The sequence below is a fragment of the Sedimentibacter saalensis genome (assembly GCF_007830175.1).
Classification (GTDB): Bacteria; Bacillota; Clostridia; order Tissierellales; family Sedimentibacteraceae; genus Sedimentibacter; species Sedimentibacter saalensis.
This window is the reverse complement of sequence record NZ_VLKH01000009.1, coordinates 109,085-121,896: the sequence shown is the minus strand read 5'-3', so window position 1 is coordinate 121,896 and position 12,812 is coordinate 109,085. Positions and strand designations below refer to the sequence as shown.

The 12,812-nt window shown below is 35.0% G+C and carries 10 protein-coding genes, 1 pseudogene and 1 other annotated feature; of the genes and pseudogenes, 4 read left to right on the top strand and 7 right to left on the bottom strand.

Features of this window, described 5'->3' with window-relative positions; all coding sequences use genetic code 11:
• From ilvN to LY60_RS14055, 6 genes and pseudogenes are all read right to left on the bottom strand, one after another.
• Positions 1-486 (bottom strand): acetolactate synthase small subunit, encoded by a 486-nt coding sequence (gene ilvN, locus LY60_RS14075; RefSeq protein ID WP_145085161.1) that lies wholly within the window; start codon positions 484-486, stop codon positions 1-3.
• Positions 483-2,126 (bottom strand): biosynthetic-type acetolactate synthase large subunit, encoded by a 1,644-nt coding sequence (ilvB, locus tag LY60_RS14070; protein WP_342783543.1) that lies wholly within the window; start codon positions 2,124-2,126, stop codon positions 483-485. Before ilvB ends, ilvN begins: the two co-directional genes overlap by 4 nt.
• Before the next feature lie 48 nt (positions 2,127-2,174).
• Positions 2,175-2,379 (bottom strand) — a binding site (T-box leader).
• 149 nt (positions 2,380-2,528) lie between these two features.
• Complete coding sequence (gene tatA, locus LY60_RS14065; RefSeq protein ID WP_145085158.1) at positions 2,529-2,720, bottom strand: twin-arginine translocase TatA/TatE family subunit; 192 nt, start codon at positions 2,718-2,720, stop codon at positions 2,529-2,531.
• A 93-nt stretch (positions 2,721-2,813) separates the two neighbouring features.
• Positions 2,814-3,212: pseudogene (locus LY60_RS18235) on the bottom strand (C-GCAxxG-C-C family (seleno)protein); the annotation flags it as partial.
• Positions 3,213-3,236: 24 nt separating this feature from the next.
• Entirely contained in the window at positions 3,237-3,497 is a 261-nt protein-coding gene (locus tag LY60_RS18230; protein WP_246145497.1) for a hypothetical protein, read from the bottom strand.
• Positions 3,498-3,882: 385 nt separating this feature from the next.
• Positions 3,883-4,419 (bottom strand): spore coat protein, encoded by a 537-nt coding sequence (locus LY60_RS14055; RefSeq protein ID WP_145085153.1) that lies wholly within the window; start codon positions 4,417-4,419, stop codon positions 3,883-3,885.
• Between the two features lie 173 nt (positions 4,420-4,592).
• On the opposite strand from LY60_RS14055, the gene LY60_RS14050 reads away from it, so the two are divergent.
• Together LY60_RS14050 and LY60_RS14045 are read left to right on the top strand one after the other, a co-directional pair.
• The gene (locus LY60_RS14050; protein ID WP_145085150.1) at positions 4,593-5,294 is read left to right on the top strand and encodes a B3/B4 domain-containing protein; all 702 of its coding nucleotides are present in this window, start codon (positions 4,593-4,595) and stop codon (positions 5,292-5,294) included.
• Between the two features lie 117 nt (positions 5,295-5,411).
• Positions 5,412-7,076: an S-layer homology domain-containing protein gene (locus LY60_RS14045; protein WP_145085147.1), complete on the top strand. Its 1,665-nt coding sequence runs from the start codon at positions 5,412-5,414 to the stop codon at positions 7,074-7,076.
• A 48-nt stretch (positions 7,077-7,124) separates the two neighbouring features.
• Here LY60_RS14045 and LY60_RS14040 read toward each other — a convergent pair whose 3' ends face one another.
• Entirely contained in the window at positions 7,125-8,474 is a 1,350-nt protein-coding gene (locus LY60_RS14040) for an alanine/glycine:cation symporter family protein (RefSeq protein WP_145085144.1), read from the bottom strand.
• Positions 8,475-9,349: 875 nt separating this feature from the next.
• On the opposite strand from LY60_RS14040, the gene LY60_RS14035 reads away from it, so the two are divergent.
• Both LY60_RS14035 and LY60_RS14030 read left to right on the top strand, forming a co-directional pair.
• The gene (locus LY60_RS14035) at positions 9,350-11,092 is read left to right on the top strand and encodes an ABC transporter ATP-binding protein (protein ID WP_145085141.1); all 1,743 of its coding nucleotides are present in this window, start codon (positions 9,350-9,352) and stop codon (positions 11,090-11,092) included.
• On the top strand, positions 11,079-12,812 hold the full coding sequence (locus LY60_RS14030) for an ABC transporter ATP-binding protein (RefSeq protein ID WP_145085138.1): 1,734 nt from the start codon (positions 11,079-11,081) through the stop codon (positions 12,810-12,812). Before LY60_RS14035 ends, LY60_RS14030 begins: the two co-directional genes overlap by 14 nt.

Below are 12,812 nucleotides of genomic sequence, written 5' to 3'. Positions count from 1 at the left end.
TTATCCTCTTTCAAGAGCAGTAGGGCCTGTTCTTGTCATTTCCACAATGCCAAATGGTTTAAGAAGTTCTAGAAAAGCATTGTTTTTGTCTTCATCTCCGCTTATTGAAACAATTAAGTTTTTATGTTGCACATCAATTATGTTTGCTTTGAAAATATTCACTATCTGCACTAATTCAGACCTTTTTTGTCCTTCAGAATTCACTTTTATCATCATAAGCTCACGCTGTACGGAGGACTCAGATGAAAGTATTGAAATTTTAATAACATTGATAAGCTTATGAAGTTGTTTAGTTATTTGTTCTATTACATATGAGTCGCCGGTTACGGTTACTGTAATCCTTGAAATTTTAGGATCCTGTGTTTCTGCTACATTAAGGCTGTCAATATTGTATCCTCTTCTGGTAAAAAGTCCGGCTACCTTGCTTAAAGTTCCTGAATAGTTTTCAACAAGTATTGACAACAATATTTTTTTGTTTTCGCTCATGATCTGCCTCCTAAACGCGGTACTGAAGAAATTTCAGGATCTACAATGCATTCAAGCACAAATGGTTCATTGGTCTTGAACATTTCCTTAATTGCTTCGTCAATTTCTCCATTGTCTGAAATTTTCATGGATTTGATGCAGTAGGCATCTGCAATTTTCATAAAATCAGGATTGAACCCGAACTCTATACCGAAGTATGACTGATTCCCGTAGGAATTTTTTTGAAGTTCCCTTACCATGCCAAGTTTTCCATTGTTAAAAATAATGAATTTTACACCAACGTTGTGTTCTCTGGCAACAGCAATGTCGCTCATGAGCATTTGAAAGCCCCCGTCTCCCATGGAAGCAATTACGAGTTCTTCATTTAATGCCATTTTTGCACCTATGGCAGCAGGAAGACTATAACCCATTGTGCCCAGACCTCCGGAAGTAAAGAATCTCTTGTTTAAACCTGCTGAAAAGCTGTGGGCTGCCCATATTTGATTAAGACCTACATCAGCAACCCATGTTCCTTTTTCTCCAAGAAAGTCAGAAATTTTCTTGATTAACAGCCTTGGATTCATGGTTGTATCATGGGAGTAAATTTTATCCATGTAGTCTTTGCGCATGTGTTGTGAAGCGCTAACCCATTCAGCAGTGTTTAAGCTGTAATCCCATTCTAATAAATCAGTCAGTATGTCCTTTGCATTTCCTACAATGGGGACAGCTGTTTCAAAATTTTTTCCTATTTCCGCCGGGTCAATATCAATGTGAATAATATTACTGTTAAAGGACTTCTTCATCATTGATGTGGACCGGTCTGCAAAACGTGCTCCAATAACTATGAGCAAATCAGAATCATTTATCATCCTGTTTGCAAAGGGATAGCCGTGAGATCCTATGAGTCCTGCAAAATAAGGGCTTGTGTTAGAAAAAGAGTCTACTCCCATAAGGGTGCACACAACCGGAATTCCTGTTTTTTCAACAAACATGTTAAGTTCATTAAAAGCCTGGGCAGACCTGATGCCTCCGCCTATACAAATTATCGGCCGTTGGGATTTGTTTATCAGTTCAACAGCTTTTTTGATTTGTTTTGCGTTGCCGCTAAGTGTAGGCTTGTATCCTCTTATGTTAACTGTTTCAGGGTAAGAAAAGTCAATTGCAGTCTCTTGAATATCACGGGGAATGTCTATAAGCACAGGGCCCTTCCTTCCGGTGGAAGCAATATAAAAAGCTTCTTTCAGTATTCGCGGAAGTTCACTAGCATGCTTTACAAGGTAGCTGTTTTTTGTGAAACATTGAGTTGCTCCGATGATGTCAGCTTCCTGAAACATGTCTCTTCCGATAGTTGATGAGTTTACCTGACCTGTTATAACAACAAGAGGTATTGAATCCATATAAGCCGTTGCAATTCCTGTTATTAAATTTGTGGCACCTGGACCTGAAGTGGCAATACATACTCCAACTTTGCATAGAGCTCGTCCATAACCGCTTGCCATATGTGCTGCTGATTGTTCCTGTCTTACAAGTATGTGTTTGACGGCAGAATTACGAAGGGCTTCATAAAGGGGGAGGACTGCTCCGCCGGGATATCCGAATACCAAGTCTACGTTTTCTGCTTCAAAACATTTTACGATTGCTTCTGATGCTTTCATTTTCATACGCTTACCTCTTTCTTTTTTTTTGTAAACAAAAAGCGGGAATTCTCACATAAGGACGAGAATTCCCGCGGTACCACCAAATTTCCATAAAGGCTCTTGTTATTATAACGGAATAACCGTTTAATCCTACTGCTACTTCAGATTAAATGCTCCAAAGCTACCTTCAATACAAATTCAACTGTGAAATCTTTCAGCCTGTGGACTTCACTCTCTGTGAGCATTTGTACTTACTCCTCTTTTTCATGGCATGTTTTAAATTTATCCCATATTATTAGAATCCATATGATTTGTCAAGAGTTAATTTATAAAATAATTTTCACATGCTTATAAAAATAAAAAACCCCAATTTTTCAACTGAGGAATTTATCAAATATATTAATTCAAATAAGTACATATATTGGCTTATATATCTTTATTTTCATCATCTTTCTTAGTTTCAGCAGCTGCATTATCTGAAACCTTATTAGCGTGAGCCTTAAATTGTCCCAATGCTTCTCCTAAAGATTTTCCAACTTCAGGAAGCTTGGAAGGACCAAATATTATAAGCGCAATAGCTAATATTAATATAAGCTCTGTTGCTCCAATTCTACCCATAGAGTACCTCCTACTTTATATATGTACATTGTAAATCATTTATCAATTTTAATCAAGTATTATTAATAAAACGAGGATTGCTCCTCGTTTTTATTAAGCTAATTTAGCATTTAAAAGCTCTACCATTTTTCCTGTAACGTCAGCAGCAACACCTGCACAACGAGATTTTCTTTCAGGGTCACCCATTGCATATCCTGATTTTGCCATGAAGTTTCCTACAGAGTCTGAACACAATATTGAACCTGCTACAGTTGTTGGCAAATTAAGATTTTCTGGCTGATACATTGGAAGTTCTGCTTCCTTGTACCAGTTTTCCAATTCTCCTAATATTGCTTTTGCTGTATCTGCATCACATACTGAACCAATACATGCTGCAGCACATCCCAGTGAACCACATAAAGATGCTTGAGTGAAACCTGCTCCATAGTTTGTAAACATTTGTGCTGGGTATTGATTGAATGGATATCCAACCTGTTCAGCTAATGTACCGAAGAACCCTTCGGCTACGCCGCTGCCTCAGCCACCTTTTTCTTTATAGCCTGCATAAGCTTTTTCCTGTGCTGTTGCTACGTCGATTTTCTCATATTTAAATGGCCATGCTGGAGCCTGTGATGTATCTACTGCCGCTGCAACAGCTGCTGGTGCTGGTGCTTCGGCTTCCTTAGTTGAACATCCTGTTAAAACTCCTGCAAGAGATCCTGTTACTGCAACGCCTGCTACAGTAAGGCCCATTCCCTTAAGAAAATCCTTCCTTGAAATTTGTTTGTTTTCTGTCATATTATTTCTCCCGATATAATTATAATATGTAAGACAATGTTTGTCTTCATTAATAGTTTAGCATCGAGTGTATGAAAGTTCAAGATATATTTTTGGGTGAACGCGTTCTGTAACGTTGAAATATGAACAAAATATTGAGTTTTCAACATTTGTCAAGAATAATTAAAATAATAACAAAGTCAATTTTACATTACTTTATTTTATAATTGGATTACAATTTAAAATGTTAATAAATGATTAGAAAGGAATAATATGGTTAATTATTCGTTAATATAAAATCATAAACACAGTATAATAGGATTTATAAAGGTTTATTGATATATTTTATTTTAGTGAAATTATGTGAAGGGATGCTGCAATAAAAAAAGTGGCAATGCCACTTTTTTTATTGCACGTTGTACATACCGTTGCTTTCCATATATTTGAAAATTGATTCTCCGTGCTGTTGTTCTTCTTTTTGAATGTGGTTAAGGATGTTTCTTACCTGTGTGTCTCTGAATTCAAAAATTGCAGTGTTATATGCTCCTGAAACATATTTTTCAGTCATGAGCATATCTGTACAAAGATCTCTGTCGTTTGTATTCATACTTCCGCTGCCCTGTGAACCAGACTGATTAGTGTTTTGGAAAATCATATTCTGTGAAGAGCTGTTTTGTTGTCCTTGTGACTGCATACCTTTAGATTGCATACCACCGGACTGCTGCTGACCTCCGCTTTGCTGTCCCACAGCAGGCATCTGTCCTTTAAGAAGCTGGTCAATTGTATTGTAATGTTCTTGTTCAATTTGACCATTCTGCTTAAAAATGTTTTTAAGAGCTGGGTCTGAGGCTAAATTGGCGTAATTAGCATACTTCTGAATACAAAGTTTTTCATGGTTTTTCTGGTCTTCAAGCAAATATCTTTCTTTTGTTGAAAAATTCATATAAACACCTCCTACAATATTATTTTCAAAACAACAAAATATATCCCTTAAATGACCGAATTTTTAAAAAATCAAATTTTATATTTTAAAAAAGGTTGTGTAATGCTTAAAAAGTATTATAATGTTATCAGCATGCTGGAAACATTTGCTTAATACTTAATTAGGAGATAGTTATGAAATACACCGTTGATAAATCAGTATTTGAATTGAACAAAGACATTAAGTTTGGAATTTTAATAGGAGAAAACATTGAAAATTCTGAAACAACTTTTGCAGATGAAGAAAGATTAAGACAAGCAGAAAACAAAATGAGAGAAGAAATTAAGCCTGAAAACCTCAGAAGCCTTCACAATGTTGAGTTGTACAGAGATGTGATGATAAAATCAGGAATAAATCCCAACAAATATCCTCCTTCTGTTGAAGCGATGTTTAAAAGGATAATCAAGGGAGGTCAGCTTCCTGTCATTAATGCACTGGTTGATTTATGTAACGCAGTTTCCATAGAAAACGGCATATCATTGGGAGGACATGACCTCAGGGATATACACCAGGACCTTGAAGTAAGATACAGCAGAAAAGGCGACATTTTTCTACCTTTCGGCGCCGAAGAATATGAGGATGTTCCTGAAGGAGAGCTTGTTTTTACCAGCGGCAATGTAGTGCAGACGTTAAAGTGGGTGTGGAGGCAAAGCGAGCTTGGGAAGCTTACAAATGAAAGCAGCAATGTATTTTTTCAATTGGTTGGCTTTGAATACAACGAAGATTCAACATTAAAAAAATCCATGGATGAAATAGAAAATTTGGTAATAAAAAGATTCAACGGAAAAGTAAAGAGATTTCTGGTTGACATGAACAATGATTCCATTGAATTCTAATATTTATATGTTACCCCCAAAAAACTTTCTAATAGTACGAAAATTATAATGTATCTGTGTTACAACCTTGATACAGAAATATAATTTAAATATATTGTATAAAATGGAGGGAAAAAAATGAAAAACAAAAGTATGCTAAGAGTATTAGCATTGGTGGTTGTATTGAGCATGATATTTACCACAGCAGCATTTGCTACACCGGGGAATAAAAAAGTCAGAGATGAAAAAAACTATAAAATTGCTGTTGAATCACTGATTGAAAAGGAAATAATGAAAGGGAACGGACATGGTGATTACGGTTTAGAAGGTAATGTAAAACGTGGGGATGTTATCGTTATGATTGTAAGAGCCTTTAATATTCAAATTAGCAATGAAGAGTTAGGTGAAAACTTTCTTGATATAGCTAAAGATGAATACTTTTACGGACCTGTAAAAGCTGCTAAGGAGCTTGGTATTGCAAAGGGAGATGGAAAGTATTTCAAACCAAACAAACCTGTTACAATTCAAGAAGCAATATGGCTCATTGAGAGAGCAGAGCAGTTGGTGGATGATGATCTTGATATTGAAGAAGATGACTTAGACGTATTGTTTGATGAAAACGAACTGAATAAATTTGCAAAAAGAAAAGATATCGCATTGATGCTTCATTACATGATGACAGGCGAAAATGATTATGAAGATGACGAAGATGAAGGCGAAGTTGAAGATGATGAAATCGACGATATTAAATTTAAAATAGACGAAGATGAAGTTCTTCCATTTACATCAACAGATAATAACTTTAAGGATTCAATTGAAGATATTCTTGAAGATTTTAATTCAGATATAGAATATGTAAAATTTGATTATCCAAAAAACGGCACACTTTATTATGAATATAATGCCAACAGCAACGAGAACGATTTGGTAACAGAAAACACAAAATATTATTTAGATGGTTCCGGCAATTTGCTTGAAAAAATAACATTTGTTCCAAAGAGCGATTTCAGCGGCACAGTAAATGTCAGCTACCATGCATATGATGATGATGGCAAACATTATTCAGGCAAGATTATAATAACAGTTGTTGATGATGGACATGAAGATCTTGCTTTAATCAAGTATACAACTAATGAAAACACTGCAAAAGAATTTGAAGACGACCTTGACAGCAACATGGATGAAGTGAAATTTGTTCAGCCTAGCGATAAAAAGGGAACTTTATACTTTGATTATAACGGTGACGGAGACCTTTTAGATACAAAAGATGTAAAAGCAAGTGAAAGTAATTTCTATGATGACAGTGAATTTGACAATATAGTATTTGTTCCTGCTCAGGACTTCAGTGGCGTAGTAGACATACAATACACTGCAAAAGACGGAGAAGATTCTTATTCAGGAATGATCAGAATCACAGTAAAAGAAGTTCAGGAAATCAAGACATTAAAACTTTCTGTTGATGAAGATGAAGATTTGGTTATAGATTTTAAAGATGAACTTGATGGCTTGACTGAAAGAGGAAAGATTTTCACACAAACAGTGTTTGACTCAATTGATTATGTAACATTTGAACTTCCTGACCAGGGCAAATTAATGATTGACTTGGATGGGGACAGCGACAGTTATAAAAATGTTGTAGCTGGTACAGAATATAAGTTAAATAAAATCCTTAATTTGAAATATGTGCCGGTTGATGATTCCAATGGAGATGATGAGTTGGTAACTATTAACTTTACAGCAGTTGACGAAGACAAAGCTGATAAAGAATACAACGGCGTAATCGAAATTAAAGTAATTGATTAAATCAAATAAAAATGCTAATCCGAAAGGATTAGCATTTTTTATGTGTTATTATTTGCTTACTTTTTCTTTAGCAAAGAATTCCTTTGTAAGCTTGAATACAGTTCCGCTTAATGCAAGAACACCTATTAAGTTTGGAATTGCCATCAAACCATTTAATGTATCAGCCAATGACCATACAAATTCAAGTCCGCCTATAGCTCCTACCAATACAAACGGAATCCAAATTATTCTGTATATCATGTTTGCTTTTGGTCCAAACAAGTATTCAGCACATCTTTCTCCGTAATACTCCCAACCAACAATAGTTGAAAATGCAAACAATACTATACCTATTGAAACAATGTATCCGCCGCCGGGAATTGCCTGCTCAAAAGCTGATGTAGTAAGAGCAGCACCTGTAGCACCTGATTCCCAAACACCTGAAGTTACTATTGCAAGTGCTGTAATTGAGCATATTACTAATGTGTCTGCAAATACTTCAAATACTCCCCATAAACCTTGACGTACAGGATGGTCTGTTGTAGCAGCAGCATGAGCTATAGGTGCACTACCTAAGCCTGCTTCATTTGTAAATACTCCACGAGCAATACCAAATCTTATTGCCTGAGAAATTGTAGCTCCGGCAAATCCGCCTACAGCAGCTTTTCCTGTGAATGCGCTTGAGAATATCAAAGCAAATGCTGCTGGAATCTTAGCTGCATTAATAACTATAATAGCAAGTCCACCGAGTATATAAATAGCTGCCATAAAAGGAACTAATTTTTCAGTAAAAGCACCAATTCTTTTAATTCCGCCTATAATAACCAGTGCTGTTACAACTGCTAATACTATACCTGTTACCCAAGGATTAAGATTGAATGAAGACTGTAGAGCAGCTGCTACTGAGTTGGATTGAACCATGTTGCCTATACCGAATGCTGCGAATGCTCCAAATAATGCAAACAACACTGCAAGCCATTTCCATCCCAGTCCGTTTGTGATGTAGTACATTGGTCCGCCCACGAAACGGCCGTCTTCAGTTTTTTCTCTGAAGTTAACTGCCAGTACAACCTCAGCAAACTTTGTAGTCATACCTAAGATTGCTGCCAACCACATCCAGAAAACTGCACCTGGTCCGCCTGCTGCAATAGCTGTTGCTACTCCGGCTATGTTTCCTGTTCCTACTGTAGCAGCCAAAGCTGTAGCTACTGCCTGGAATGCTGTTACTTCTCCTTCACCTTTGTTTTCTTTAGAGAACATTTTTAACAGTGTATTTTTTAGGATATAACCAAGTTTAAAAATTGAAAAAAATCCGGTTTTTGCTGACAGGAAGAGTCCTGCTCCAACAATTAAAACTAGAATAGGTGGTCCCCACACAATACCGTTAATGGTGTTGTTAATGTTCATTATTGTTTCCATAAATACCTCCAAAATTTAATTTGTGTTAATATTTTTACCAATAATAATTTAAAAAAACAAAATTTTAATAAAGACTGAAAAAACAAATGTTTTCCCGTCAAAAACAAGCTTTGGTATAAATGCGAAATACAACGAGAGTCATTTAAATATTGCAAAATCATAAATTATGCAGTCTGCCAAAAAGCAAGGCTTCATCATGTAATGAAGTGTTTTGCCGTAAAGTATGTTCTAACATTTGCTGCAAGCTGCGGCAACAGCTTTGGGTGGTAACTCCATAGCGCAGAACAAAGAACATTAATAGAAGTGTAAAAGGAAAAGTAAAGGTGAGAATTAGAATTATGGTAGCGTATAGTCAGACAGGCGGTTCCGCATAATTTTGTCTATTCTCAAAAGTGTAACTGCATCATAGTTCCTCCCGTATGTTTTGAGAAAACAAACAATAAATAACGTTTGCTTTTAGATTATAGCATATAATACAGCAGTGTTCAATTATAATATAATGAAAAAAACTTCATAATAATTAATTAGTATGTTGGTTTTTATCTTTCAAAAAGCAGGGAATTAAAATTTTTCCATAAAAAAATATTATATTTTACATTTATTTAACAGAAAGTTAATTAAATAACATTTGCCCCTTACAAATAGATTTGCGAAATGGTTTTCAAATTCCACATTTTTCAATATTTTATCGTTTCATTAAACATATGTTGCTGTTTCTGAGTGTTTTATGTATCTATTATGATGAATAAAATGGTTAATTGACTAAATTTTTGTACAAATCATGAGAATTTCATAACAATATTTCATATGCAATAAAAGTTGTAATAAACATTACACTGTGATATTATTCATTTATACATAAGAGAGGCCATAATATGAGTAAAATTAAAATTGAACCAATGAAAGAACCAAACAAGCTGATTAATTATTGGAAAAAAGAAAAATTTGCTGTCACGTGCATCTTAATTTTTGGACTTGCCTACAATGTATCAATGGTTTTGGGTCCTGTATTCCAAGGAAAACTCATAGATTCCATTGCAGACGGAAAATTGGAACAAGTAATTTTTTCTTCTGTTAAATTTATATCAATAATTGCGGTCATACAGATTTTCAGATACTTCAAACGTTTTTACATACGGCGTTTTGCCAACCGCACCAGTGCTGTAATGCGCTTTATGATTTACAATAACATAATGCATGAAACTGCTGAAAAGCTGGACAAAGAAAATGCAGGAAACCTAATGACAAGAGCTGTATCCGATGTGGAATTTTGTGTGGAAGGAATGCGTAAGTTTACAACCGAGGTTTTTGACACCGGTGTAATGATGGCAGCGTATTTTGTATCCATGCTTTTTTATGATGTAAAATTAACATTGTTATCAATTGTATTTATACCTGTAGCAATGCTTCTTGCCGAAAAACTTAAAGTTAAAATATACAAGTATTCTATGGATTATAGAAAAAAAAGCAGTGAGGTTGCTGAAGTTACTTACAGCACGATTGAAAATGCAATGCTTTTCAGAATAAGCGGCATGGAAGAAACAAACAGAAAAAATTATGAAAAAGAAATAAATGACCTTAAGAACAAGACTGTTAAAGCTAATCTCCTTGAAAATTCCATGCATCCAATTTATAATGCCATAGCCATGTCAGGAATTATTATTGTAATTTACATGGGTGGAAATATGGTTATAAGAGGTAGCTGGACAATTGGAACTTTTACTGCATATGCTGCAATGTTCGGAGATTTGGCCATAAAAGCAAGCAAGGCAGCAAAACTCTTCAATACAGTTCAAAAATCACGGCCTTCATGGAACAGAATAAAAGATTATCTGACAGAATATAAACAAGATGAAAAGAAGATGTTCACAACAAAAGAAAATATAACATTGACTGTTGATAAATTATTTTTCAGATATCCGGGAACTGAAGAGAATATAATTGAGAATATTACATTTGAAGGAAGACAAGGAGAAATAATAGGTATAACAGGGCCTGTTGCATGCGGAAAATCTACTCTTGGAATAGCATTTCTGGGCCTTTATTCATACGGTGGGAGCATCAAGATTAATGGAAGGGAATTAAAGGACTATTCTGCACCGGAGAGAAGTGAAATGATATCATATTTGAGCCACAAGCCACAGCTTTTGTCAGACACCATATACAACAACATAACCCTTGGAATCAAAGTGGAAATTGAAGAAGTTTTAAAAGATGTATGCTTCGATCAGGACATGATTGAAATGTCAGAGGGACAAAATACAAGAGTGGGCAACGGAGGAATAAGGTTAAGCGGAGGGCAGCAGGGAAGAATAGCTCTGGCAAGAACTCTTATAAACAAAAATAAAATTATCATACTGGATGACCCTTTTTCGGCCGTTGACATGAAGACGGAAGAAAAAATAATTGAAAACATTAAAGCAAAATATCAGGACAGCCTAATTATTTTAATTTCTCACAGGATTGCCATTTTTGAAAAAACTAATAATGTGCTGTTTATGAACAAAGACAAATCTTATGAATTTTCAACCCATGAGAATATGATGAAGAACAATCCCATATACAAGGAAATATACAATTTACAAAGTGCTGCAGGTGATGACAATGAAAAAATATAATGTGAAAAATTCAGTTATTGGCACTGCAAAGAAAAACAAAATCTACATAGCATTGCTTTTGTTGCTTGTTGCTGCTGCAACAATTTTAAATGTCGTTCCTCCTTTGCTGATGAAAAAATTGATAGATTACAATTTTACGCTGAAAACTGAAGACAAACTTATTTTTACGGCAGTTATTTATGTAATGGTTATTTTTGCTACAGGTGTTGTTAATTTTTTTAGGGAAGCAGTTCTGACAGTGTTGGGTCAGAATATAACCACGGATATTCGTCTTTTGATGATGGAAAAACTTGAAAAAATCAGCGCTTCTTATTTTTCAAAAAATGAATCCGGACAAATATCTTCTAGATTAATAAATGATGTGGATGCAGTAAGTTCAATGTTTACTTCAGGAATAGCCGGAATGGCTATAGATTTGTTTAAAATAATCGGAGTGCTGATTTCTGTTTTTTATTTAAGCAGAGGCCTTGGAATAATAGCCCTCTTGCTGTTGCCGGTAATTTATTTTATAACTAGATTTTTTCAAAAGAAAATGCTGGGGGCTCAAATTGAAAACAGGAAGCAGGTGGGGGAAGTCAACAACCATATTGCTGAAAGCTTCAAAAACATCTTCATGATAAAGTCATTTTCCAAAGAAAGTTACATGGAAGACAAGTATGGCTTAATACTTGAAAACAATTATGAAACCCTGGAAAAGGTAAACTTTTATGATTCAATATTTTCACCAATAATTAGGATAATCCGTGCTGCAGTTATTGCTTTTATTGCAGTTATGTGTTCTAAGGAACTTGATTATCTAGGTATTTCCGTAGGTATGGCAGCAGCAAGCATAGATTTAATATCCAGTCTGTTCACACCTGTGGAAAATCTGGGAATGGAGCTTCAAAGCATACAAAAATCATTGTCCGGCGTTAAAAGGGTCGACGAATTTTTAAGAGAAGAGGAAGACATAAAAGAAACAAAAGAAATATTTAATTTTGATATAAACAACGTTGATATAAGATTCAACAATGTATCATTTGCCTATGACAAAGGAAATGAAGTTTTAAAAGACATTAACTTTCAAATTAATTCTTTTGAAAAAGTAACATTCACTGGAAGAACAGGGGTTGGAAAGTCCACTCTTTTTAAGCTGATTGTCGGTCTGTTGAAACCTACTGAAGGAAGCATCACAATTAATGGAACAGATGTTTTTCAAATACAAAACAAAGACAAGAGGAAAATATTTGGTTATGTTGAGCAGAACTTTCATATGATAAAGGGAACTGTTGCAGATCAGGTAAGCCTTGGAGACAGTGACATTACAATGGATCAGATAAAAAATGCCTTGAACATGGTAGGACTACTGGAATATGTGGAGGGATTCGAACAAGGATGCAGCACTGTTGTTCAAAATGAAAATATTTTTTCCCAGGGCCAAAGACAGCTTTTGTCTATAGCAAGAGCACTGGTAAATAATCCTCCCATATTGATACTTGATGAAATTACAGCAAATCTTGATCAGGTAACTGAAGAAAAAATAGTTTCTGTTCTTGAAAAAGCATGTGAAAACAGAACAATACTCACAATATCCCACCGCCTGTCATCAATGGCAGCATCAGACAAAATTGTAATACTTGAAGCAGGAAGGGTAAAAAATATTGGAACACCTGAAATGCTTCTGAAAAATGACCAGTGGTACAAAAATCATATGAAGCTTGAAAATCTAACATGGACATAA